The sequence below is a fragment of the Variovorax boronicumulans genome, from assembly GCF_040544675.1.
GTDB lineage: Bacteria > Pseudomonadota > Gammaproteobacteria > Burkholderiales > Burkholderiaceae_C > Variovorax > Variovorax boronicumulans_D.
This window is the reverse complement of the sequence record NZ_JBEPKK010000004.1, coordinates 207,701-230,916: the sequence shown is the minus strand read 5'-3', so window position 1 is coordinate 230,916 and position 23,216 is coordinate 207,701. Positions and strand designations below refer to the sequence as shown.

Annotated in this window: 23 protein-coding genes and 1 tRNA gene; 14 read left to right on the top strand and 10 right to left on the bottom strand. The window is 67.3% G+C overall.

Features of this window, described 5'->3' with window-relative positions:
* The first annotated feature begins 142 nt into the window (after positions 1 to 142).
* Genes ABIC90_RS09715 through ABIC90_RS09700 form a run of 4 tightly spaced genes read left to right on the top strand, consistent with a single transcriptional unit; the run spans position 143 to position 4,059 of the window.
* Complete coding sequence (locus tag ABIC90_RS09715) at positions 143 to 1,603, top strand: cobyric acid synthase (RefSeq protein ID WP_354353883.1); 1,461 nt, start codon at positions 143 to 145, stop codon at positions 1,601 to 1,603.
* A complete protein-coding gene (cobT, locus tag ABIC90_RS09710) occupies positions 1,600 to 2,640 on the top strand; it encodes a nicotinate-nucleotide--dimethylbenzimidazole phosphoribosyltransferase (protein WP_354353882.1) in 1,041 nt (346 codons plus the stop codon). Before ABIC90_RS09715 ends, cobT begins: the two co-directional genes overlap by 4 nt.
* Before the next feature lie 55 nt (positions 2,641 to 2,695).
* Positions 2,696 to 3,499: an adenosylcobinamide-GDP ribazoletransferase gene (locus ABIC90_RS09705; protein ID WP_354353881.1), complete on the top strand. Its 804-nt coding sequence runs from the start codon at positions 2,696 to 2,698 to the stop codon at positions 3,497 to 3,499.
* A complete protein-coding gene (locus tag ABIC90_RS09700; RefSeq protein WP_354353880.1) occupies positions 3,496 to 4,059 on the top strand; it encodes a histidine phosphatase family protein in 564 nt (187 codons plus the stop codon). Before ABIC90_RS09705 ends, ABIC90_RS09700 begins: the two co-directional genes overlap by 4 nt.
* Before the next feature lie 130 nt (positions 4,060 to 4,189).
* Here the strand turns inward: ABIC90_RS09700 and ABIC90_RS09695 are convergent, their stop codons facing one another.
* Positions 4,190 to 5,035 (bottom strand): Ivy family c-type lysozyme inhibitor, encoded by an 846-nt coding sequence (locus ABIC90_RS09695; RefSeq protein WP_354353879.1) that lies wholly within the window; start codon positions 5,033 to 5,035, stop codon positions 4,190 to 4,192.
* Positions 5,036 to 5,056: 21 nt separating this feature from the next.
* Positions 5,057 to 5,704 carry an endonuclease III gene (nth, locus tag ABIC90_RS09690; protein ID WP_354353878.1) on the bottom strand — a complete coding sequence of 216 codons (648 nt, stop codon included), beginning with the start codon at positions 5,702 to 5,704 and terminating at the stop codon, positions 5,057 to 5,059.
* A 140-nt stretch (positions 5,705 to 5,844) separates the two neighbouring features.
* Here nth and ABIC90_RS09685 point away from each other — a divergent pair, with 140 nt between their 5' ends.
* Positions 5,845 to 7,032, top strand: coding sequence for a PLP-dependent aminotransferase family protein (locus tag ABIC90_RS09685; RefSeq protein WP_354353877.1), 1,188 nt, complete (start codon positions 5,845 to 5,847; stop codon positions 7,030 to 7,032).
* A gap of 15 nt (positions 7,033 to 7,047) precedes the next feature.
* Here the strand turns inward: ABIC90_RS09685 and ABIC90_RS09680 are convergent, their stop codons facing one another.
* Positions 7,048 to 7,275 carry a hypothetical protein gene (locus ABIC90_RS09680; RefSeq protein WP_280806993.1) on the bottom strand — a complete coding sequence of 76 codons (228 nt, stop codon included), beginning with the start codon at positions 7,273 to 7,275 and terminating at the stop codon, positions 7,048 to 7,050.
* Between the two features lie 75 nt (positions 7,276 to 7,350).
* On the opposite strand from ABIC90_RS09680, the gene ABIC90_RS09675 reads away from it, so the two are divergent.
* The gene (locus tag ABIC90_RS09675) at positions 7,351 to 7,674 is read left to right on the top strand and encodes a DUF6172 family protein (RefSeq protein ID WP_354353875.1); all 324 of its coding nucleotides are present in this window, start codon (positions 7,351 to 7,353) and stop codon (positions 7,672 to 7,674) included.
* Here ABIC90_RS09675 and ABIC90_RS09670 read toward each other — a convergent pair.
* From ABIC90_RS09670 to mfd, 3 genes are read right to left on the bottom strand one after another with little or no spacing between them, the layout of a single operon-like run.
* Positions 7,671 to 8,744: an Ldh family oxidoreductase gene (locus ABIC90_RS09670; RefSeq protein WP_354353874.1), complete on the bottom strand. Its 1,074-nt coding sequence runs from the start codon at positions 8,742 to 8,744 to the stop codon at positions 7,671 to 7,673. The genes ABIC90_RS09675 and ABIC90_RS09670 overlap by 4 nt on opposite strands.
* Positions 8,741 to 9,451 (bottom strand): phosphoserine phosphatase SerB, encoded by a 711-nt coding sequence (gene serB / locus ABIC90_RS09665; protein WP_354353873.1) that lies wholly within the window; start codon positions 9,449 to 9,451, stop codon positions 8,741 to 8,743. The genes ABIC90_RS09670 and serB overlap by 4 nt, the downstream gene beginning before the upstream one ends.
* Positions 9,448 to 12,930, bottom strand: coding sequence for a transcription-repair coupling factor (gene mfd / locus ABIC90_RS09660; protein WP_354353872.1), 3,483 nt, complete (start codon positions 12,928 to 12,930; stop codon positions 9,448 to 9,450). The genes serB and mfd overlap by 4 nt, the downstream gene beginning before the upstream one ends.
* Positions 12,931 to 13,048: 118 nt before the next feature.
* On the opposite strand from mfd, the gene ispD reads away from it, so the two are divergent.
* Positions 13,049 to 13,762, top strand: a complete 714-nt coding sequence (gene ispD / locus ABIC90_RS09655; RefSeq protein WP_354353871.1) for a 2-C-methyl-D-erythritol 4-phosphate cytidylyltransferase — start codon at positions 13,049 to 13,051, stop codon at positions 13,760 to 13,762.
* Positions 13,759 to 14,250 carry a 2-C-methyl-D-erythritol 2,4-cyclodiphosphate synthase gene (gene ispF / locus ABIC90_RS09650; RefSeq protein ID WP_354353869.1) on the top strand — a complete coding sequence of 164 codons (492 nt, stop codon included), beginning with the start codon at positions 13,759 to 13,761 and terminating at the stop codon, positions 14,248 to 14,250. Before ispD ends, ispF begins: the two co-directional genes overlap by 4 nt.
* A gap of 20 nt (positions 14,251 to 14,270) precedes the next feature.
* On the opposite strand, the gene ABIC90_RS09645 is transcribed toward ispF, so the two are convergent.
* From ABIC90_RS09645 to ABIC90_RS09635, 3 genes are all read right to left on the bottom strand, one after another.
* On the bottom strand, positions 14,271 to 15,683 hold the full coding sequence (locus tag ABIC90_RS09645; protein WP_354354092.1) for a sensor histidine kinase: 1,413 nt from the start codon (positions 15,681 to 15,683) through the stop codon (positions 14,271 to 14,273).
* A 74-nt stretch (positions 15,684 to 15,757) separates the two neighbouring features.
* On the bottom strand, positions 15,758 to 16,489 hold the full coding sequence (ompR, locus tag ABIC90_RS09640; RefSeq protein WP_007837017.1) for an osmolarity response regulator transcription factor OmpR: 732 nt from the start codon (positions 16,487 to 16,489) through the stop codon (positions 15,758 to 15,760).
* A gap of 169 nt (positions 16,490 to 16,658) precedes the next feature.
* Positions 16,659 to 17,048: a hypothetical protein gene (locus ABIC90_RS09635; protein ID WP_354353868.1), complete on the bottom strand. Its 390-nt coding sequence runs from the start codon at positions 17,046 to 17,048 to the stop codon at positions 16,659 to 16,661.
* A 20-nt stretch (positions 17,049 to 17,068) separates the two neighbouring features.
* On the opposite strand from ABIC90_RS09635, the gene ABIC90_RS09630 reads away from it, so the two are divergent.
* Complete coding sequence (locus tag ABIC90_RS09630; RefSeq protein ID WP_436318186.1) at positions 17,069 to 17,776, top strand: SIMPL domain-containing protein; 708 nt, start codon at positions 17,069 to 17,071, stop codon at positions 17,774 to 17,776.
* A 78-nt stretch (positions 17,777 to 17,854) separates the two neighbouring features.
* Here the strand turns inward: ABIC90_RS09630 and ABIC90_RS09625 are convergent, their stop codons facing one another.
* Entirely contained in the window at positions 17,855 to 18,625 is a 771-nt protein-coding gene (locus ABIC90_RS09625; protein ID WP_354353867.1) for a 3-hydroxybutyrate dehydrogenase, read from the bottom strand.
* A gap of 69 nt (positions 18,626 to 18,694) precedes the next feature.
* Between ABIC90_RS09625 and ABIC90_RS09620 the strand changes: the two genes are divergently transcribed.
* From ABIC90_RS09620 to phaR, 5 genes are all read left to right on the top strand, one after another.
* Complete coding sequence (locus ABIC90_RS09620) at positions 18,695 to 19,648, top strand: alpha/beta fold hydrolase (protein WP_354353866.1); 954 nt, start codon at positions 18,695 to 18,697, stop codon at positions 19,646 to 19,648.
* A gap of 59 nt (positions 19,649 to 19,707) precedes the next feature.
* Positions 19,708 to 21,903, top strand: a complete 2,196-nt coding sequence (locus tag ABIC90_RS09615) for a RelA/SpoT family protein (RefSeq protein ID WP_436318194.1) — start codon at positions 19,708 to 19,710, stop codon at positions 21,901 to 21,903.
* A 48-nt stretch (positions 21,904 to 21,951) separates the two neighbouring features.
* A tRNA-Val gene (locus ABIC90_RS09610) sits at positions 21,952 to 22,028 on the top strand.
* A 155-nt stretch (positions 22,029 to 22,183) separates the two neighbouring features.
* The gene (locus ABIC90_RS09605; RefSeq protein WP_354353864.1) at positions 22,184 to 22,567 is read left to right on the top strand and encodes a hypothetical protein; all 384 of its coding nucleotides are present in this window, start codon (positions 22,184 to 22,186) and stop codon (positions 22,565 to 22,567) included.
* 71 nt (positions 22,568 to 22,638) lie between these two features.
* Positions 22,639 to 23,199, top strand: coding sequence for a polyhydroxyalkanoate synthesis repressor PhaR (phaR, locus tag ABIC90_RS09600; protein WP_354354090.1), 561 nt, complete (start codon positions 22,639 to 22,641; stop codon positions 23,197 to 23,199).
* Positions 23,200 to 23,216 lie beyond the last annotated feature (17 nt).

Genomic DNA, 23,216 nt, shown 5'->3' with positions numbered 1-23,216 from the left:
TGTGCGGTGGTGTGCATCGGTATACGAAAAAGCAGCGCCTTCGGATTCAGGCCGCCCGCCACTCGCACAGGCCATGCGTGACGGATGACGCACTTCGGCCGGCCGATTTCTCCGGGTCCGGTGCTCAACGACAATCCGCGCCATGAGTTCAACGGCGAAAAACGGGCCGGCGCGCTGCGTCATGGTCCTGGGTACCACCAGCGGCGCCGGCAAGAGCTGGCTGGCCACGGCGCTGTGCCGCTGGTATGCGCGGCGGGGCCTGAAGGTCGCGCCCTTCAAGGCGCAGAACATGAGCAACAACGCCCGCGTGGTCGATGGCGGCGAAATCGGCAGTGCCCAGTACTTCCAGGCGCTGGCTGCCAATGCGGTGCCCGAGGTGCGCATGAACCCGCTGCTGCTCAAGCCCGAGCGCGACACCCACAGCCAGGTCGTGTTGATGGGGCAGGTGAGCGAGGTGCTCTCCGCCTTGCCCTGGCGCGGCCGCAGCGAGCGCGTGTGGCCGCAGATCGCGCAGGCCCTGGACGAACTGCGCGCGGAAAACGACGTGGTGGTGATCGAGGGCGCGGGCTCGCCGGCCGAGATCAACCTGATGGCCAGCGACATCGTCAACCTGCGCGTCGCCCGCTATGCGGAAGCCCGCTGCCTGCTGGCCACCGACATCGACCGCGGCGGCGCCTTCGCCCACTTGTACGGCACCTGGGCGCTGCTGCCCGAGGCCGACCGCTCGCTGCTGCACGGTTTTGTGCTCAACAAGTTCAGGGGCGATGCCTCGCTGCTGTCGCCCGCGCCCGAGAAACTGCAGGCGCTGACCGGCGTGCCCACGGTCGCCACGCTGCCGATGTGGTGGCAGCACGGCCTGCCCGAGGAAGACGGCGTGTTCGACGACCGGAGCCGCGCCAGCGGCACGGTGACGAAGACCGTGGCCGTGATCGCCTATCCACGCATCAGCAATCTCGACGAATTCCAGTCGCTCAAGAACGTGCCCGGGGTGCGCCTCGTCTGGGCGCGCACGCCCGCCGACGTGGCCGGCGCCGACTGGATCGTGCTGCCCGGCTCCAAGCACACCAGCGGCGACCTGGCCTGGCTGCGCGCGCAGGGGCTCGACCGTGCCGTCGCGGAGCATGCCGCGCGCGGCGGCGTGGTGCTGGGCATCTGCGGCGGCCTGCAGATGCTGGGCGAGGCGCTTGTCGATCCGCACGGCATCGACGGCAATGCGCCGGGCCTCGGCCTGCTGCCGCTGGTGACGGTTTTCGAGCGCGAGAAAACGGTGTGTCACCGCGCGGCCACCTTCGGCACGCTGGCCGGCGACTGGGCCGCGCTGTCGGGTGTGCCGATGGCCGGCTACGAAATTCACCACGGCCAGACCGCCGCCCACCCCCAGATGGCGCACGACGGCCATGCCGTGATGCCCGAAGGGCTGGCCTGGCAGAACGCGCGCGGCAATGTGCTGGGCCTGTACCTTCATGGCCTCTTCGAGGACGCCACGGTGCTGCATGCGCTGTTCGGCGCCGCGGCGCCCACGCTGGACAGCACTTTCGACGGCCTGGCCGACTTCATCGACACCCATTTCGACGCCGGCGTGCTTGCCGGGCTGATTGCATGAACCCAACGATTCCTTCCATTTCCGACATCGCCGATGCCGCGCTGGCTGCAAGGCTGCAGAGCGCCATCGACAACAAGACCAAGCCGCTGGGCGCGCTCGGCAAGCTCGAAGCATTGGCGCTGCGGATCGGCACCATCCTGGGCAGCGAAGCCCCGGTGCTCGAGGCGCCGCAGATGCTGGTCTGCGCCGGCGACCACGGCCTGGCGGCGCGCGGCGTCTCGGCGTTTCCGAGCGACGTGACCTGGCAGATGGTCGAGAACTTTCTGGCCGGCGGCGCGGCGGTGAGCGTGCTCGCGCGCCAGCACGGGCTGGCGCTGACGGTGGTCGATTGCGGCGTGCGGCGCGACTTTCAGCCGCGTCCGGGGCTGGTGTCGCGGCGAATCGCCGCCGGCACGGCCGATGCATCGGCCGGCCCGGCCATGACGGCCGCGCAGTGCGCGCAGGCCATCGCCAACGGAAGGGAGGTGGTGCACCTGCTGCCGGGCAATGCCTTGCTGCTCGGCGAGATGGGCATCGGCAACAGCTCGTCGGCCTCGCTGCTGCTGTCGCGGCTCGCGCGCCTGGACATCGGCGCCTGCACCGGCGCCGGCACCGGCCTGGACGCCGCGGGGCTCGCGCGCAAGCGGGAAGTGCTGGGCGAAGTGCTGGCTTTGCATTCGGCCGCCACCGCGCCGCTGGACGCGCTGGCTGCGTTCGGCGGTTTCGAAGTTGCCACGCTGGTCGGCGCGGTGCTGCAGGCGGCCGAGGAGCGTCGCGTGATCGTGGTCGACGGCTTCATCGCCAGCTCGGCGGTGCTGGTCGCGCAGGCGCTGCAGCCGCATGTGACGCAGCGCTGCGTGGCCGCGCACAGTTCGGCGGAGCCCGGCCATGCGCTGCTGCTCCAGCACCTGGGGCTGGAGCCCCTGTTGCATCTGGACCTGCGCCTGGGCGAAGGCTCGGGCGGCGCGCTGGCCTGGCCGCTGCTCGAATCGGCCTGCCTCATCCTGCGCGAGATGGCGAGCTTCGAGGCGGCGGGCGTCTCGCGCAAGGACGCATGAGCCGCCGGGCCGCTTTCAACGCGAATGCCGCAGCGCGGCGCACGGAGGTTGCGTTGTGCGCGTGACGAACGGCGTTCGCCACTTTTTGCTGGCACTGCAGTTCTTCACCCGCGTGCCGGTGACGGGCGCGCTCGCGGCGTGGGTCGGGTTCAGTCCGCAAATGCTGCGTGCGAGCGCGGCGCACCTGCCGGGCATCGGATGGCTGGTGGGCGGCGTGGCCGCGCTGGTTTTCGTGGGGGTCGGCGTCGGTTTGCAGAGCGTCGCGGGTGCCTTCGCCGCCGCCGTGCTGAGCACCGTCGCCACCGTGATGCTGACCGGCGCCTTCCATGAAGACGGGCTGGCCGACGTGGCCGACGGCCTGGGCGGCTCGGCCGATCGCGAGCGGGCGCTGGAAATCATGAAGGACTCGCGCATCGGTGCCTTCGGCGCGGTGGCGCTGGTGCTGGCGCTGGGCCTCAAGTTCGCGCTGCTTGCCACGCTGGCCGGGCGCGGGCTGGAGGCGGCGGCCGTGGCCATCGTGGGCGCGCATGTGCTGTCGCGGCTGGCGCCGCTGTTCCTGATCCGCTGGCTGCCCTACGTGGGCGACAGCGGGGCGAGCAAGGCGAAGCCGCTGGCCGACGCGATCAGCGGCGGCGCGCTGGTCATTGCGGTGCTGTGGTCGCTGCCGGCGGTGGCGCTGCTGCTGTGTGCGCACGACGTCGTGCATGTGGCTGCGGCGCTGGTGGCGGTCGTTCTCGTGGCGGGGTGGATGGCGCGGCTGTTCATGCGGCGCCTTCAAGGCTTCACCGGTGACGGATTGGGCGCCACCCAACAGGTCTGCGAGCTCGCGATCTACCTCGCGCTGGCCTGGCAGGCATGAAAAAGCTCTGGCTGCTGCGCCACGCGCCGGTGATGGCGGAGCCCGGGCTTTGCTATGGCGCCACCGACCTCGAAGCGCACACCGATGCCACGCTGGCCGCCGCGCAACGCATCGCGCCCTTGCTGCCCGCCGGCATCGCGCTGCGCAGTTCGCCGCTTCGGCGCTGTACCGCCCTTGCCGACGCCATCGCGGCACTGCGCCCGGACTTGGCGGTTCAGCACGATGCCCGCATCGCCGAGATGGATTTCGGTGCCTGGGAAGGGCGCCCGTGGTCCGCCATCGCGCGCGAAGACTTCGACGCGTGGACCGGCAACTTCTCCGAAGCTCTCGCCGGCACCCGCGGCGAGAGCGTGCGCGCGTTCATGCAACGTGCGGCCGACGCGCGCGACGAGTGGCTGGCGGGCGAGGGCGATGCGCTCTGGGTCACGCATGCCGGCGTGCTGCGCGCGGTGACGCTGCTGCAGCGCGGCATCCGCTGCCCGGCAACCGCTGCGGAATGGCCCGCCGGCGAACTCGCATTCGGCGGCTGGCTGACTTTCGAGCAGCCTTCAGGCGAATGACATTGGGCGATGGCCGTGCCTGCGCGCCGTCTGTCGCTGCAGGGCTTTGCGCCTCCATCACTGGAAGCGTAGTGCGGTAGCGCGGACGGGCGTTCATGGTGGCCGCACCTCGCGAACAGGGCCTGTCAACTCAGTTTTTGGCGCGCCACTGCTCCCGCCAGAGCTTGTCCAGCTGCGGTGCCAGGGCCTTCGGCGGCGCGCCCACCAGGCTGTTCTTGCCGTTGCGCTGCACCAGCCCGTAGACGCGGCCCGAGCCCTGGTCGTAGAGCGCGATGGCGTTGTTGTCGTGGCAGTCGTGCGGCTTGCAGAAGGCGTGCAGCACATAGCGGGTGCCTTCCACGGTCACCCATTGCGGCTCGGGCGCGGGGCCTTCGCGGCGTACCAGCCAGCGGTCGGTTTCGCGCGTGCCCAGCGCGGTGCGCCAGGCTTTCTGCATCGCGGGGCCCTGCGCCAGCGCGGCCGGGCTGCCCGTGGCCGGCGCCGCTGGCTTGGTGGTGGGCTCGGCCGGCGTCGCGGCGCGCACGGCGCCGTCGCAGCGCCAGTAGCGCTGCTTCATCAGGTCGGGGCCCAGTTGGCCCGCCACCGGTTTGGCGGCGTCCAGCGTGATCACCTGCCCGCGCGCTTCGCGGAAGACCAGGAAGTTCAGCGCGCCGGCCTTGTCCACCTCGCTCATCAGCGCCACATCGAAGTTCGCCGGCGGCTGGCTGTTGCCGAAAAAGCTCAGGGCCGTGTCGGGCGCCTGGCCGACCACGCGGCGCTTGCCGCTTTCGGCGATCAGGGTGTCCTGGCGCACTTGCAGCGTGGGCGCGGAGGCATCGGCGCACGACGTGGACCAGCGGCCACCGTAGAGCGCCATGGCCTCGGGCGACAGGCCTTTGTCACCCTGCTGCGACCACGCCGCCCCCGGGGCGAAGGCAGCGGCCAGCAGCAGGGCGGCGGCGAGGAGGGCGCCGGGGGTGGTCTTGGAGAGCGTCATGCGGTGTGGTGTTTCGGTCGGTCAGGCCGTTTTGGGGGCGGGTGTCTTGGGCTTGTAGTCGCAGTACGGGGCCACCGCGCATTCCCAGCAGCGCGGCTTGCGCGCCACGCAGATGTAGCGGCCGTGCAGGATGAGCCAGTGGTGCGCATGCAGACGGTACGCCAGTGGGACGCGTTTCTCCAGCTTGAGTTCCACCTCCAACGGCGTCTTGCCCGGTGCGAGCCCGGTGCGGTTGCCCATGCGGAAGATGTGCGTGTCGACCGCGATGGTCGCCTCGCCGAAGGCCACGTTCAGCACCACGTTGGCGGTCTTGCGGCCAACGCCGGGCAGGGCCTCGAGCTCGGCGCGCGTCCTGGGCACTTCGCCGCCGTGCAGCTCGACCAGCATGCGGCAGGTTTCGAACAGGTGCCTGGCCTTGCTGCGGTAGAGACCGATGGTCTTGATGTACTCCTCCAGCCCTTCGACACCCAGATCGAGGATTGCCTGCGGCGTGTTGGCCACCGGAAAGAGCTTGCGCGTGGCCTTGTTCACGCCCACGTCGGTGGCCTGCGCCGAGAGCAGCACGGCGGCCAGCAGTTCGAAGGGGGTGTCGTATTCGAGTTCGGTCTCGGGCGTGGGGTTGGCCGCCTGCAGGGTGGCGAAGAAGAGGGGAATGTTTTCTTTTTTCATGGGGTCGGGGGCGTCGCGCGCGTCTGGCCCGGGAGGCGCCGGCGGCGACAGGCGCAATATATCGTTGAAAGTCGATCGCCTTATGCAGCATTCATGCCCCCGGCTTTCGCGACAATGCCACCCAGAAAGTGAGACCTGCCATGCAATTCGCCTCCCGCCTCGACAACGTCGAAACCTCCGCCATCCGCGAACTTTTCAAGCTGCTCGGCAAGCCCGGCATCATCAGTTTTGCGGGCGGTTTCCCGGACAGCGCCATGTTCGACGTCGAGGGCCTGAAGGAGGCGAGCCAAAAGGCATTGAGCGAGGAGCCCGGCGCCGCATTGCAATACGGCGCCACCGAAGGCTACGAGCCGCTGCGCAGCCAGCTCAGCGCCTTCATGAAGACCAAAGGCGTCGATGTGGACCCCAGCGGCCTCATCGTCACCACCGGCAGCCAGCAGGCGCTGGACCTGCTGGGCAAGACCATGATTTCGCCCGGCGACAAGGTGATCGTCGAAGGCCCGACCTTCCTGGCTACCATCCAGTGCTTTCGCCTCTACGGTGCGCAGCTCATCAGCGCGCCCATCGACGCCAACGGCGTGAAGACCGACGAGCTCGAGAAGCTCATCGCCGAGCACAAGCCCAAGTTCGTCTACCTGATCCCTACCTTCGGCAACCCCAGCGGCGCGATGCTGACGCTGGAGCGCCGCAAGAAGGTGCTCGAACTTGCCGTGAAGTACCAGACGCTGATCGTCGAGGACGACCCCTACGGCGACCTCTATTTCGGCGAAGCGCCGCCGCCGTCGATCCTCGCCCTGAGCAAGGACGTGCCCGGCAGCCGCGAACTGCTCGCGCACTGCGGCAGCCTCAGCAAGGTGCTGAGCCCGGGCCTGCGCATCGGCTGGATGATCGCGCCGGCCGAACTGCTGGCCAAGGCGACCATGTGCAAGCAGTTCAGCGATGCGCACACCAGCACCTTCTCGCAGGCCACGGCCGCGCAGTACCTCAAGAGCGGCCGCATGCCCGGCACGCTGGCGCATGTGCGCGAGGTGTACGGCCAGCGTGCGCAGGCCATGGGCGCGGCGCTCCAGCGCGAGTTGGGCGACGCCGTGAGCTTCACGCAGCCGGCCGGCGGCCTGTTCTTCTGGGCGCGCCTGACGGGGGCCAACGGCAAGCTGGCCGATGCGAACGAGTTGGCCAAGCGCGCGATCGAGAAGCTCGTGGCCTTCGTGCCCGGTGCGCCGTTCTTCGCCGAAAAGCCCGATGTGGCCACGCTGCGCCTGAGCTTTGCAACGGCCGATATCGCGAAGATCGAAGAGGGCGTGAAGCGCCTCGGCCAGGCGCTGTAGGCCGTCAGGGCGAGTTCAGGGCGAGCGATGCAGGCGGGGCGCCGCCAGCAGGTCCAGGTTTTCTGAAATGGCCGTATCCACATTCGGATAGCGGCCCTTCATTTTCGAGAGCGTCATGATGGTCTGAAGCGCTTTCAGGTCCTTGACCGAGGGCGCTACCTTGATCTGCGCGATGGCTGCGGACGCGTTGCCTCCGTTGACCAATGCCATCACCTTGCTTGCCCAGTCGTTTGCGCGCGCCATGTCTTTCACCTGCTTTCCATAGAGCCGCCGACTGTACACACCAGAATCGGCCGGTCTACAGAGTTACGATCACCCATGAGAAAAACCTTTCAGCTTCATGTCGAGGGCAAGCACCCCGATCGTCTCGTCGAAGCCATCAAGCACGAGATCAGCAAGTACATCAAGCGCGAGCGCCGCCGCGACCTGCCCGAGGGCAACGACTTCTGGGACTTCGATTGCAAGTTCGGCGCTTCGTCCGAAACCGCAGAGATCGCCCAACTGCCAGCCATCAACAAGCTGATCGACGGCATCGTGAAAGAGGGCGGCAAGCAGTTCTACATCGAGATCCTGGCCAAGCCCGGCAAGCGCCCGCCGCGCCCGGCCGGCGAGCGGGCAGAACATCCGTCCGACGAAGACTAGAGAAGCGCGTTCGCGAGCAGCAGCCCGTGGCGCTGCTCGGCATCCTGCAACGAACGCGCGATCGACGGGTGCAGCCGCACCCCATTCTTCGACTGCGCATCCCGGCGCTTCAATCCGCCTTCGCCCGGCAGCCGCACCGGCTTCGCAGGGTCGATCGGCAAGTTGTCCCGGCACCTGGCCGCGACATGGTCCATCTGGCGCAGGAACGCCTCCTTGCCGCCGAAAGCATTGAGGTCGTGCAGCGTGATGTGCACTGTCGCACCCCAGCCCTCGGGCGGATCGGCCCGGCCGAAGCCGGCCAGCCCACCCGTCAGCGTCTCCACCAGCAACGCCATGCCGTAGCCCTTGTGGCCATGGCTCAGGCCGCCAACTGGCAGCAGCGTGCCCGGCGGCTGGTCGAACAGCACCTGCGGGTTGTTCGTCGGCTTGCCGGCCGCATCGATCAGCCACTCTTCGGCGAAGGTCTCGCCAGCGGCGCGCTTGCGATTGCTCATGCCGTTGGTGGTGATCGAGGCCGAGATGTCGACCATCACGCCGCCCTGCGACAGCGGAAAGCCCATTGCCAGCGGATTCGGCGTGAACACCGCCTGCGTGCCGCCGAAGGGCGCGACGCTGGCGCCGTTGGGGTCGGAGCAGGCCAGGAGCATCAGCATGTCTTCCTGCAGTGCGCGCAGCATGTAGACAGCGAGGCAGGCGATGTGGTGGCTGCGGCGGATCACCAGCGAGGCGGTGCCCAGTTCGCGGGCGCGCGGAATCAACAGGTCCATGCCCTGGTCCATGAGCCAGGGGCCGGGCAGGCGCTTGCCGTCCCACAGCACGGCGGCGGGGCGGTCCGACAGCACCTCGGGCGTGCCGTCGCGCGTCATGCCGCCCGATTCGACCGCTTTGACATAGTCGGCCAGCAGCGCGAGGCCGTGCGTGTCGTGGCCCAGCAGGTCGCCTTCGACCAGGGTGCGGGCAACGCTGTCGGCCATCGACGGCGCGAGGCCGGCCTTTTGCAACAGGGCGCTGCCGTAGTCCCTGAGCGCATCGGCGCGGTAGAGCGGGGCGTCAACTGCGGCAGGAGTCATTTCAGGACCTCCAGCAACCGGTCGAGCCCGCCTTCGTTGATGGCGACCATGGCCTGTTCGCGGACCTTCGGCTTGGCGTGATAGGCCACCGAGAGGCCGGCCTCGCCCATCATCGGCAGGTCGTTGGCGCCGTCGCCCACGGCGATGGTTTCCTGCGGCGAAATGCCCATGAGCGATGCCACTTCGAGCAGCGTGCGGCGCTTTTCGGCGCCGTCGCAGATGTCGCCCCAGCTCTGCGTCACCACTTCGCCGGTGAGTTTGCCGTCGGCTTCGTCGAGCAGGTTCGAGCGCGCGAAGTCGATGCCCAGCCGGTCCTTCACGCGGTTCGCAAAGAAGGTGAAGCCGCCCGACACCAGCAGCACCTTGAGGCCGGCCTTCTTGCACGCCGCGACCAGTTCGGTCGCACCGGGGTTGAGCTTCAACCGCTCGTCGTACACCTGCTGCAGCGCCTCGACCGGCACGCCCTGCAGCAGCGCCACGCGGCGGCGCAGGCTTTCCTTGAAGTCCTTGATCTCGCCGCGCATCGTGGCCTCGGTGATCGCGGCCACCTCGGCCTTCTTGCCGACGGCATCGGCGATTTCGTCGATGCATTCGATGTTGATCAGCGTGGAGTCCATGTCGAACGCGATCAGCTTGAAATCGGCCAGGGTCAGTGGCGGCTTCACGCGCTGGATCACGAGACAGGGAGAAATTTCTGTAGCGCTCATGCGGGGGCGGGTTCCTTGACGAGGGGTTGTCCGAGGCTTCGCAGCACATCGCGCACCATCTGCGCACGCTCCTTCGGCTCCTTGAGTTCGCGTTCGATGCGAAGCTTCTCGTTGCCGGCGAGCTTGATGTGCTTGTTCTTCTGCACCAACTGGATGATGGCCATGCCGTCGACCGGCGCGTCCTTCTTGAAGGTGATGTTGATGATGCCGGGCGCGGCATCGACCTTGACCACGCCGTAGGGCCGCGCGAGCACGCGCAGCCGGTGCGTGTCGATCAGCGTCTGCGCCTGCGGCGGCAGCTTGCCGAAGCGGTCGACGATTTCTTCCAGCAGGGTGTCGATCTGGTCGGGCGTCTTCGCGGTGGCCAGCTTCTTGTAGAACGACAGGCGCAGGTGCACATCGCCGCAGTAGTCGTCGGGCAAGAGGGCCGGGGCGTGCAGGTTGATTTCGGTGGTGACCGACAGCGGCGAGAGCAGGTCGGGCTCCTGCCCGGCCTTGAGGGCGCGCACAGCTTCGCTGAGCATCTCGTTGTAGAGCTGGAAGCCGATCTCCATCATGTTGCCGCTCTGGTTCTCGCCCAGCACTTCGCCCGTGCCGCGGATTTCCAGGTCGTGCATCGCGAGGTAGAAGCCCGAGCCCAGTTCTTCCATCTGCTGGATGGCGTCCAGCCGCTGGGCGGCCTGCTTGGTCAGGCCCTCGGTGTCCGGAACCATCAGGTAGGCATAGGCCTGGTGGTGCGAGCGTCCGACGCGGCCGCGCAGCTGGTGCAGTTGCGCGAGGCCGAACTTGTCGGCGCGGCTCATCACGATGGTGTTCGCGGTCGGCACGTCGATGCCGGTCTCGATGATGGTCGAGCACAGCAACAGGTTGTAGCGCTGCGCCACGAAGTCGCGCATCACGCGCTCCAGCTCGCGCTCGGGCATCTGGCCGTGGGCGACCGCGATGCGGGCCTCGGGCAGGATTTCTTCGAGCTTCTGGCGGCGGTTCTCGATGGTCTCGACCTCGTTGTGCAGGAAGTAGACCTGCCCGCCGCGCTTCAATTCGCGCAGCACGGCCTCGCGGATCACGCCGGTGCCCTCGTTGCGCACGAAGGTCTTGATCGCCAGGCGTCGCTGCGGCGCAGTGGCGATCACACTCAGGTCGCGCAGGCCCTCGAGCGCCATGCCCAGCGTGCGTGGAATCGGCGTGGCGGTGAGCGTGAGCACATCGACCTCGGCGCGCATCGCCTTCATCGCCTCCTTGTGGCGCACGCCGAAACGGTGCTCCTCGTCGATGATGAGCAGGCCCAGATTCTTGAACTTGATCGACGGCGACAGCAGCTTGTGCGTGCCCACCACGATGTCGATCTGGCCCTCGGCCAGCCCCTTCGCGGCGGCGGTGATTTCCTTGGCCGAGCGGAAGCGGCTCATCTCCGCCACCTTCACCGGCCACTTGGCGAAACGATCGACCAGCGTCTGGTAGTGCTGTTCGGCCAGCAGCGTGGTGGGCGCGAGGAACGCGACCTGCTTGCCGCCGGTGATGGCGATGAAGGCGGCGCGCAGCGCGACCTCGGTCTTGCCGAAGCCCACGTCGCCGCAGACCAGGCGGTCCATGGGCTGGGGCGAGATCATGTCCTGCACCACCGCGTGGATCGCGGCCTTCTGGTCGGCGGTTTCCTGGAAGCCGAAGTCGTTGGCGAACACCTCGTAGTCGGCAGCCGAATAGCGGAAGGCATGGCCTTCGCGCGCGGCCCGGCGGGCGTAGATGTTGAGCAGTTCGGCCGCCGAGTCGCGCACCTGCTCGGCGGCCTTGCGCTTGGCCTTTTCCCATTGGCCGGAGCCCAGCCGGTGCAGCGGGGCCTCGTCGGCGCTCACGCCGGTATAGCGGCTGATCTGGTGCAGCTGCGAGACGGGCACGTAGAGCGTGGCCTTGTCGGCGTACTCCAGGTGCAGCATTTCCTGCAGCAGGGGCTTGCCTTCGGCGTCGGCGCCCTGGCCCAGGTCCATGTGGACGAGGCCCCGGTAGCGGCCGATGCCGTGCGCGGTGTGGACCACCGGGTCGCCGACGTTCAGCTCCGACAAGTCCTTGATCAGCGCCTCGACGTCGCTGACCTGTTCCTGCTTCTTGTTGCGACGGCGCGTGGTGGGGGCGGTGGCAAACAGCTCGGTCTCGGTGACCAGGTCGATGCCTTGCTCGCGCCACGCGAAGCCCGAGGCCAGCGCGGCGGTGACGATGCCGATCTTCTCGTCGGTGGACGCTTCGAACTCGGCCAGCGAGTCGAAGGCCGGCGGGCTCACGCCACTGGCGCGGAGGAAGTCGAGCAGGCTCTCGCGGCGGCCGTCGCTTTCCGCAACCATCAGCACGCGGTGCGGCGTGGCGGCGATGTGGGCCTTGAGGCCGACCAGCGGGTCTTCGGCGCCGCGCACCACGGCGAAGGGCGGGAGCTTGTCGAATTCGGCGTAGGGCGTTTCGGTGTCGATATCGCCCCGGATCGCAAGCTGGGCATGCGGCTTGGCGCGCTGGTAGAACTGCTCGGCGTTGAGGAAGAGCGCCTCTGGCGGCAGCGCCGGGCGCTCCGGGTCGCCGCGCACCAGCCGGTAGCGCTCGTTCGCGTCCTGCCAGAAATGCTGGAACGCGGGTTCCAGGTCGCCGTGCAGCACCACGGTGGCGTCGGGGCCCAGGTAGTCGAACACCGTGGCCGTCTCGTCGAAGAACAGCGGCAGGTAGTACTCGATGCCGGCGGTGGCCACGCCGTTGCCCATGTCCTTGTAGATGCGGCTCTTGGTCGGGTCGCCCTCGAGCAGTTCGCGCCAGCGGCTGCGAAAGCGCGCGCGGGCGTCGTCGTCCATCGGGAACTCGCGGCCCGGCAGCAGGCGCACCTCTGGCACGGGGTAGAGGCTGCGCTGGGTGTCGGGGTCGAAGGTGCGGATGGAATCGATCTCGTCGTCGAACAGGTCGACGCGGAACGGCACCAGCGAACCCATGGGAAACAGGTCGATCAGGCCGCCGCGCACCGCGTATTCGCCCGGGCTCACCACCTGCGTCACATGGCTGTAGCCGGCCAGCGTGAGCTGGGCCTTGAGCTTGGACTCTTCCAGCTTCTGCTTGGCCTTGAAGTGAAAGGTGTAGCCGGCGAGGAACGCCGGGGGCGCGAGGCGGTAGAGCGCGGTGGTGGCGGGCACCAGCACCACGTCGGCCTCTTTCTGGCTGATGCGCCACAGGGTGGCCAGGCGCTCGCTGATCAGATCCTGGTGAGGCGAGAAGCTGTCGTAGGGCAGCGTTTCCCAGTCGGGAAAGAGGGCGCAGCGCAGGTCGGGCGCGAAGAAGGCGATTTCGTCGATGAGCCGCTGTGCGTCGTTGGCGTCGGCCGTGAACATCGCGGTGGCGCGGCCGGCGGCCTTCTCGCGCATGCCCAGCTGCGCAAGCAGCAGCGCATCGGCCGACAAGGGGGGACGCGGCAGCGTGAAACGCTTGCCCGCCGTGAGGTGGGGGAGGTCCATGGAACGCTTCGAAAAATGCAAGACACCCCGCGCCGGGCGGCGAGGGGTGTGCGGAGGGCAATTCTAGAATGGCGGCCCTTTCCCCGCTTGTCGGCCATCGGCCCGTGCCACATCCTCAATGTCTTCTTCCCGATTTTTCGTGCTGATTCCCTGCGCCGGCTCCGGCCACCGCGCGGGAGGCGTTCAGCCCAAGCAGTACCAGCGGCTCGCGGGGGCGCCGATGGTGGCGCACACGGTGGAGGCTTTTCGCGCGCTGGCCGGTCGTTTTGCGGGGCTGGCGGTGGTGGTGTCGCCGGACGACCGCGACGTGCAGGCCGCGCTGCCTCGCTTCCCGGGCGACGGCGAGTACCTGCTGCAAGTCGGCGGCCTGACCCGGGCGGCCACGGTGCGCAACGGCCTGGCGGCGCTGCGGCAAAAGGGCGCCGGGGCGCACGACTGGGTGCTGGTACATGACGCGGCGCGCTGCCTTGTCACGTCCACCCAGATCGAGGCGCTGATCGCCGCCTGCGAGCACGACGCCGTCGGCGGCCTGCTGGCGCACCGGCTGGCTGACACGCTGAAGGTGTCCTCGGCCGACAGCCGGGTTTCCCAGACCTTGTCGCGGGCCGACAAGTGGCTCGCGCAAACGCCGCAGATGTTCCGCATCGGCATGCTGCTCGACGCACTCGAGCGCGCGGGCGACGCGGTGACCGACGAGGCCAGCGCCATCGAATCCATCGGCCTCTCGCCGCTGCTGGTGCCGGGGAGCGGGCAGAACCTGAAGGTCACTTTTCCCGAAGATTTCGCAATGGCCGAGGCGGTTCTGCTCGGCCGCAAGAAAGCCATGCCATGACTGCAGCCTCCTTCAACATCCGTGTCGGCGAGGGCTGGGACGTTCATCAACTGGTGGCGGGGCGCAAGCTCATCCTGGGCGGCATCGAGGTGCCGCACACCACCGGCCTGCTGGGGCATTCGGACGCCGACGTGCTGCTGCACGCGATCACCGATGCGCTGCTGGGCGGCGCGGGCCTCGGCGACATCGGCCGGCACTTTCCCGACACCGACGCGCAGTTTCGCGGTGCCGATTCGGCGGTGCTGCTGGCCGAGGCGGCACGCCGCGTGCGCGAGGCGGGCTGGGAAATCGGCAACGTCGACAGCACCGTGATCGCGCAGGCGCCGAAGCTGGCGCCGCACATTCCGCTCATGTGCCAGCGCATCGCCGATACGCTGGGCATCGCGCGCGACCAGGTCAACGTGAAGGCCAAGACGGCCGAGAAGCTAGGCCCGGTGGGCGAGGGCCGCGCGATGGAAGCGCGCGCGGCGGTCCTGCTGCACCGCTGAGCGGCTTCCTTCCCGATTGATCAGCCGGGCTTCTTGCCCGGAATCTCTCCCGGCTTGGGCGTCGGCATGGCGCGCGGCATGCGGATGTGGGCCGCGAGCCCGCGCCCCGGCGTGCTGGTGAGCGCGAAGGTGCCACCCATGCGCTCGATGTTCTTCGCCACGATCGAAAGGCCCAGGCCCGCGCCCGCCGCCGAGGTGCGCGCCGCGTCGCCGCGGAAAAAAGGCTTGGTCAGCTGCGAGAGCAGGGCGGGTTCGACGCCCGCGCCATGGTCGCGCACCTTGATCAGCACCGCATCGTTGTTCGCCTGCGCCTGGATCGTGACGTCCGCCACGCCGGTGGACGGTGTCTTGCCGTAGCGCCGCGCGTTCTCGACCAGGTTGGAGATCACGCGCGTGAGCTCGACCTCGTCGCCCAGCACCCGCAGGTCGGGAGGAACCTCAACCTTGATGCTCATCTCTTCGTAGTCCTGCACGGCGTAGGTGCAGGCATCGACCACGTCGCGCAGCAGCACGGGCCGTGGGTCGACATGGTCGGGCCGGGCGTAGTCGAGGAACTTGTCGATGATGGCGTCGAGCTGGGCGATGTCGGCGGCCATGTGGTCGCGGGCATCTTCGTCGGCCACGCTCATCTCGGTTTCGAGTCGAAGGCGCGCGAGCGGCGTGCGCAGGTCGTGCGAGATGCCGGCCAGCATGATGGCGCGGTCCTGCTCGATCTTGGCAAGCTGGTCCGCCATGCGGTTGAAGCCGATGTTGACCGCGCGGATCTCGTTGGTGCGGGCGCGCTCGTCGAGCCGGTGCGCCTCGTATTCGCCTTCGCGCACCTGCATGGTGGCACGCGACAGCTGCTTGAGCGGCAGGTTGATGAGCCGCGTGATCAGCGCCGCGCCCGCCAGAGAGAGCGCCATGGCGGTGCTGAGCCACACCAGCCAGGTGCGGCCGCCCACGCGGCTGAAGCGCGTCGGGTCGAGCAGCAGCCAGTAGGTGTCGCTCTCGATGGTGAAGCCGATCCAGAGGCCCGCCTCGTCGTTGACGCGGCTGGCCACCGTGGTGCCTTCGCCGAGCTGGTCGATCAGCTCCTCGGTCACGCGTTGATCGAGCGCGCCGCTGGTGTAGGGCTGGAAGCGGTCGTTGGGCTCGCGCGGCAGGATGCGCACGCCCTCCTGGTCGGCCAGCGTCTTGATCAGCGACACCCGGGTGATGGCGTCCGAATACACCAGCGCCGCGCGCGTGAGGTTCACGAGCGAGGCGATCTGGTGGGCGGTTTGGATGGCGCGTGGCTCGTATTCGAGCGAGCGGAAAGTCTGCAGCCAGGCGACCGTACAGCCGATCAGCAGCAGCGCGAGCAGGAAGAAGGTGCGCCAGAAAAGGCTGAAGCCCAGTTTGAGGCCGGGGCGGCGGTCACGCGCCGCGCTGGCCTCCAGCGGGCTCGGCATCGTGACCTGTGCGCCGTCCTCCTGCGCCTGGCCGTGTCTGGCGGGTTGGCCGATGGCCACCTTTCAGCGTCGGCTCAGGCCGTGCCGTCCGGCACGAACACGTAGCCCACGCCCCAGACGGTCTGGATGTAGCGCGGCGCCGCGGCGTCGGACTCGACCAGCTTGCGCAGGCGCGAGATCTGCACGTCCAGGCTGCGGTCGAAGGGTTCGAACTCGCGGCCGCGGGCCAGCTGGGCGAGCTTTTCGCGCGACAGCGGCTGGCGGGGGTGGCGCACCAGCGCCTTCAGCATCGCGAACTCGCCGGTGGTCAGCGAAAGTTCTTCGCCGTCCTTCTTCAGCGTGCGCGAGCCGAGGTCGAACGCGAAGGGGCCGAAGGTGACGGTCTCGTTCTCGGTGGAGGGCGCGCCGGGCGCTTCCAGCGGCGGACGGCGGCGCAGCACGGCGTGCACGCGGGCCAGCAGTTCGCGGGGGTTGAAGGGCTTGCCGAGGTAGTCGTCGGCGCCGACTTCGAGGCCGACGATGCGATCCACGTCTTCACCCTTGGCGGTGAGCATGATGATCGGCGTACGGTCGTTGGCGGCACGCAGTCGGCGGCAGACCGAGAGGCCGTCTTCGCCGGGCATCATCAGGTCGAGCACGATCAGGTCGACCGTGTCGCGCAACAGGATGCGGTTGAGCGCCTTGCCGTCCTCGGCCACGATCACTTCGAAGCCTTCCTGGGTCAGGTAACGGCGAAGGAGATCACGGATGCGGGCGTCGTCATCGACGATCACGATCTTGTCAGTGCGAGCGGGAACTTGAGTCATTTCTACAACGTTGAATTTGTAACAGCGCTGATTCTGAAGGCGTTAGCTGCCCACAGAGCCGGATTTGCCGATGGTTTGACACTAAGTTACAAAACTTGCGGAAGCACGCCCTCTGGTCATCCAGCGTTAGCGCGGAGGTGGCAAAGTTCCCGGGCCTTATGACAAATGCTCAATGAGATCTCACTTTCTTGCGTTGCCATTGTTGATTGCGTGCACCTGCAGCCCGAGCTGGGCTGTGTCGGGTGGTTTCCTGAGGATCGGCGAGGTCCGCCGAAGTGAAGTGCGCGAGGCGGTGGCCGCGCACCGCGCGGCCAAGCGCGAGGAAGTCCGTCGCGAGGAGGCCGCCGCTGGCCGACGTCTGACGGCAGAAGAGTTGTTCGAACTCCGGCAGCAGGTGCGAGGCCAATGGACACCCCCCCGCATGGGCGCGCTTTCGAATTCGGCAGAATCGCAGCCAGCCGAGCGAATCGCGCCGGCACCGATGCCCGCGCCGCCCGTTCGCTGACCGCGCCGCGCAGCCAACGCCCTTGAAGGCGTGGGTGCGGGTGTTTTCTCGCATCAACCTGGGAGTCTCCTGTCTTGAAAAAATCCATCCAACTGCTCGCCGTGTGCGCCGTCATGGTTGCCGCCGGCGTTGCATCCGCCCAAACCGTGGTCACCCCTGCACCGCAGAACGTGCTGCAGCTCATGGCCTCGGGGACCGTTGAAGTCCAGCAGGACATGCTGAGCATGACGCTCGTGACCACGCGCGACGCGACCGATGCGGTCACCGTGCAGACGCAGCTCAAGGCCGCATTGGACGCCGCGCTTGTCGAAGCCAAGAAGAATGCGCAGCCGGGCCAGTTGGACGTGCGCACCGGCAACTTCAGCCTTTCGCCGCGCTACACCAAGGACGGCAAGATCAACGGCTGGCAGGGCTCGACCGAGCTGGTGCTCGAGGGCCGCGACTTTCCGCGCATCACGCAGACGGCCGGCCGCATCAGCACGCTCAGCGTGGGCAACGTCGGCTTTGGCCTCAGCCGCGAGCAGCGCGCCAAGACCGAGGTCGAGGCGCAGAACATCGCGATCGAGAGCTTCAAGCAGAAGGCCAACGAGCTGGCCAAGGGCTTCGGCTTCAGCGGCTACACGCTGCGCGAGGTGTCGGTGAACGCGAACGACAGCGGCCCGATTCGCCCGCGCATGATGGCCGTGCAGGCCAAGTCGTACTCGGCGGATTCGGCTGTGCCGGTCGAAGCCGGCAAGACCAGTGTGGTCGTGAGCGTGTCGGGATCGGTGCAGCTCAAGTAGGGCGGCCCGCGCCGCCTCCATGGGAGGTGGCGAATTGCATGCCGCGAAGCGGTATGAAAGAAAAGCCGGGAGGCCTGGTTATTGAGCGGTCCAGCCGCCGTCCATTTGCCAGGCCACGCCGCGCACCTGGTCGGCCGCCGGCGAGCACAGGAAGACCGCAAGGCCGCCCAGCTGCTCGACCGTCGTGAATTGCAGCGAAGGCTGCTTTTCCCCCAGCAGCTCGTTCTGCGCCTGCGTGGCCGAGAGGCCTTCGCGCGCCGCGCGGTCGTCGATCTGCTTTTGCACCAGCTGCGTCAGCACCCAGCCGGGGCAGATCGCATTGCTGGTGATGCCCGTGGTCGCGGTCTCCAGCGCCACCGACTTGGTGAATCCGACGATGCCGTGCTTTGCCGCCACGTAGGCCGACTTTTGTGCCGAGGCGACCAGCCCGTGAGCCGATGCGACATTGATGACGCGGCCCCAATTGGCCTCTCGCATCGCCGGAATCGCCAGGCGCGTCGTATGGAATGCGCTGGTGAGGTTGATCGCGATGATCGCGTCCCAACGTTCGACCGGAAAGTCTTCCACCTTGGCGACATGCTGGATGCCGGCGTTGTTCACGAGGATGTCGACGCGGCCGAACTTCGACGCGGCGAACTTCATCATGTCTTCGATTTCGGCGGGCTTGCTCATGTCGGCGCCGTGGTACTCGGCACGCACGCCGAGCGCTTCGATAGCGGCCTTGGGCGTTTGGGAATCGCCGAAGCCGTTGAGCACGATGTGAGCGCCTTGTTGCGCGAGCGCTTGGGCAATGGCAAAGCCAATGCCGCTGGTGGACCCCGTGACAAGCGCGGTTTTGCCTTTGAGCATGTAGATCAATCTCCGGATGAATTAGGATGCAACGAGACCATTATCCGCACCAGGACGCCCCCCGTTTTCATGACCGAACCGACGCTGCATCACGTGGCATGCGATGACGCCCAGGGCGGCCATCGCATGGCTTATTGGCAATGGGGCGATGCGCGCAGTGCGCATGTCGTGATCTGCGTGCACGGACTCACACGGCAAGGGCGCGACTTCGACGCGCTGGCCGAGGCCATCGTGGCGCGCGCGGGCGGTAACGTGCGGGTGGTCTGTCCGGATGTCGTGGGACGCGGGCGCAGCGACTGGCTTCGCGACCCGGCTTTCTATCAAGTGCCCGTCTATGCCGCCGACATGGTCGCGCTGATGGCGCAACTGCAGCGCGAGCAGGCCATCGACACGCTGGATTACTTCGGCACCAGCATGGGCGGACTCATCGGCTTCGTGCTGGCGGGCCACAAGGAGCTGCCGCTGCCGCGACCGGTGCGCCGCTTCATCGCGAACGATGTGGGCCCGACGATCGAGCCGGTCGCTTTGCAGCGGATCGCGGCCTATGTGGGGCAGGGCGGCCGCTACGGCAGCGTGCAGGAAGCGGCCGACGCCATGTGGGCGCTGTCCACCACCTTCGGGCCGCACACGCCGGCGCAATGGCTGGCACTGTCGCGGCACATGGTGGTGCCGGCCTCTCAGCGAACGGCCGACGGTGCCGCCAAGGTCGAAGCCGGTGCCGACGACGCCTCGGATTCTTGGATGCTTCACTACGACCCGGCCATTGCCGTGGCGCTGCGCGCCATCACGCCCGAGGCGGCGGCACAGGGCGGCGCGATCATGTGGAGCCTGTACGACGCCATCGGCGCACGCACCCTGGTGACGCGGGGCGCCGAGTCCGACCTGCTGTCTCGCGGCACGGCCCTGGCCATGACCGAGCGCGGCCCGAAGGCGACGCTGATCGAGTTCGAGGGAGTGGGCCACGCGCCGACTTTTGTCGATCCCGCGCAGGTTGCCGTGGTCACCTCCTTTCTGTTCGATTGAGCGGGTAGCAAAGCGTGAAGCGCGAGTCCTCGAGTCTGCAGACGGCGCCCCTGTCCGACATGGGCGTGGTCGACTATCCGTTGTCCGCCGCAACGGCCGACCGTACGCCGGTCATCGAGAACATGCTTGCGCGTGCCCGTGCGTTCGCAGAGCCGCTGATCGCCGATGAAAAACTCGACACCGGCGAGAACACGCTGGCGCATGCCGATGCGGTGGCCGCCATCGTTGCCAAGATGGGCGGCTCCGAGGCGATGCAGGCGGCGAGCTACCTGGTCTATTCCTGCCAGCACCTCAACCGCCCGCAGGAAGTGATCGCCAAGGTGTTCGGCGACAACTTCGCCGCGCTCGCTGTCGAAACCACGAAGCTGGTGCGCGTGCAGGAGCAGGCCCGCTCGGCGTCGCAGGGCCACCATGGCGAAGGCGCGGGTGCGCAGACCGAGAACGTGCGCAAGATGCTGCTCGCGTTCTCGCGCGACCTGCGCGTGGTGATGCTGCGGCTCGCATCGCGTCTGCAGACGCTGCGCCATGCCGCAGCCAGCAAGCAACCCGCGCCCGAGAGCGTGGCGCGCGAATCGCTGCAGGTGTTTGCGCCGCTGGCCAATCGCCTCGGCATCTGGCAGGTGAAGTGGGAGATCGAAGATCTTTCGTTCCGCTTCATCGAGCCCGAGACCTACAAGCTGATTGCGCGCCTCCTCGACGAGAAGCGCGTCGAGCGCGAGGGCCACATCGAGCAGTTGCGCTCCGAGCTCGAGCGCGAGTTGCAGGCCGAAGGCGTGCATGCCGTCGTGCAGGGGCGCCCGAAGAACATCTACAGCATCGTCAAGAAGATGCGCGGCAAGTCGCTGGACTTTGCGCAGGTCTTCGACATCCTCGCGCTGCGCGTGGTGGTGGCCGACGTCAAGGACTGCTATGCGGCGCTGGCCTGGGTGCACAGCCATTTCCAGCCGATCGACGAGGAGTTCGACGACTACATCGCGCGGCCCAAGCCGAACGGTTATCAGTCGCTGCACACAGTCGTGCGCGAGTTGGTGGACGGCAAGCCGGGCAAGCCGATCGAGATCCAGATACGCACCGAGGAAATGCACGACCATGCCGAGCACGGCGTGGCGGCGCATTGGGCCTACAAGGAAGCCGGACACAAGGGCTATGCGGGCGTCTGGGCGAGCGGCGAGTACGACGCCAAGATCGCCGTGCTTCGCCAACTGCTGGCATGGGAGCGCGACCTGTCGGGCGGCCTGCAGGGGCAGGGCCTCTTCGACGACCGCATTTATGTGTTGACGCCCGATGCAGCCATCGTCGAGTTGCCGCAGGGCGCGACGCCGGTGGACTTTGCCTACACGGTGCACACCACGCTGGGCCATCGCTGCCGCGGCGCGCGCGTCGATGGCGCAATGGTGCCGCTCAACACGCCGCTGTCGAACGGGCAGACAGTCGAGATCATCGCGGCCAAGGAGGGCGGCCCGTCGCGCGACTGGCTCAATGCCGAACTCGGCTACCTGGCCAGCCACCGTGCGCGCGCCAAGGTGCGTGCATGGTTCAACGCGCAGATCACGCACGAAACAGTGGCGCGCGGCCGCGAGGCGGTCGAGAAACTGCTGCAGCGCGAAGGCAAGACGGCCATGCGCCTCGAAGACCTGGCTTCGCAACTCGGCTTCAAGTCAGCGGACCATCTGTTCGAAGTGGTGGGCAAGGACGAGTTCTCGCTGCGCAATATCGAGACGCTGCTGCGTCCGCCCGAGCCCGCGCCGGGTCCTGACGACGGTGTGTTGATTAAGAAGGCGCGCGGCAGCGAGAAGTCGGGCAAGGGCGGCGTGCTGGTGGTGGGCGTGTCTTCGTTGATGACGCAGCTCGCCAAGTGCTGCAAGCCCGCGCCGCCCGATGCCATTCGCGGCTTCGTAACGCGCGGCCATGGCGTGAGCGTGCACCGCAGCGATTGCAGCAACTTCCGCACGATGGCCTCGCGGGACGGCGAGCGGGTCATCGATGTCGAATGGGGCGCGGCAAAGAAGGGCGGCGATACGCCGGTATACGCCGTCGATGTGGCTGTCGAAGCTGCTGACCGGCAAGGCCTGCTGCGCGATATCTCTGATGTGTTCGCGCGAGAAAAGATGAACGTGATCGGCGTGCAGACGCAGTCGGTCAAGGGCACGGCGTGGATGACGTTCACCGTGGAAATCGCCGACGCCGCACGGCTCACGCAGGTCCTTGGCATCGTCACGGCAGTTGTTGGTGTGCGATCTGCGCGCCGCCGCTGAAAAGCGTGTTTTCTCCTGCTACAATAGCTGCTTCTCGGACACATCCTTAGGCGCGTAGCTCAGCTGGTTAGAGCACCACCTTGACATGGTGGGGGTCGTTGGTTCGAGTCCAATCGCGCCTACCAATTTCTGTTCAACTTCCGGCCAACCACCGGGTCTGTTGAACAGAGCTTTCACCGGGTTCCCCGGTGTCTCATTCGTCCCTTGTATTGATGCAGTCAACGTCCGTGGCACATGCTGTTGTGCTACCTTGGTCGTTCTGCAATCCCAATCCAATTTCTTGACCAGCGATCCGATGAATACGCGATCAACGCTCGTTGATCGAGCTCAGGCCGATATGCGCGTCGCCGCATTGCTGCGGCAAGCTCCGTTGGAGTTTGCGCGCGCGGTCTACGGCATCAACGATCACGCCAGCGGCCGCACCGACACAGCGGTGGCACGCGAAGTGGCGCGCGCCCTGCAACAAGGCGTGCCGGTGACCGAAGAGCGCGCCGAGCAGCGTGCCCGCGCCTATCTGCCGACGGCGGGGCAGGAGCACTGCCCGCGTTGCTGGGTGGTCTACGGGCACAAGAGTCCGCTGCGTTTTCGCGAGGCGACCGAAGAACGCCCCGAAACCGCAACCTGCCATGCGTGCAGCGCCGAGTACGCGACATCGCTGGATTGAAACTGCCGCGCACGGTCAGGGTAAACCTTGTCGCAATGCAGCAAAACCGCTCTCTAGAATCATCCGATGACATGGGCGTCCATGTGAAGGAGTCCGCAGTGCAGAGCAAGAAGTCCGGGGTCAAGCCGGTACAGCGCGTGATCAAGAAGTACCCCAACCGAAGGCTCTACGACACGGAGACATCCACCTACATCACGCTGGCCGAAGTGAAGCAACTGGTCATCCAGAATGCCCAGTTCGTGGTGCGCGATGCCAAGACCGGCGACGACCTCACCCGCAGCATTCTTCTGCAGATCATTCTGGAAGAGGAAGCAGGCGGCGCGCCGATGTTCACCGAGCAGGTGCTGGGCAACATCATCCGTTTTTACGGTCAGGCGATGCAGGGCTACATGGGGCCGTATCTCGAGAAGAACATCCAGGCCATGACGGAAGTGCAGGCCCAGTTGGCCGACAAGGCCGAAGGCCTGACGCCCGAGATGTGGGCGAAATTCATGACCATGCAGTCGCCGATGCTCCAGGGCCTTATGGGGAACTACGTCGAACAATCCAAGAATGTCTTTCTGCAGATGCAGGAGCAGATGCAGAAGAACACCGAGCAGGTATTGGGGGCCTTTGGCATCAAGCGCCCCTGAGTGCGGCGCTATCGTTT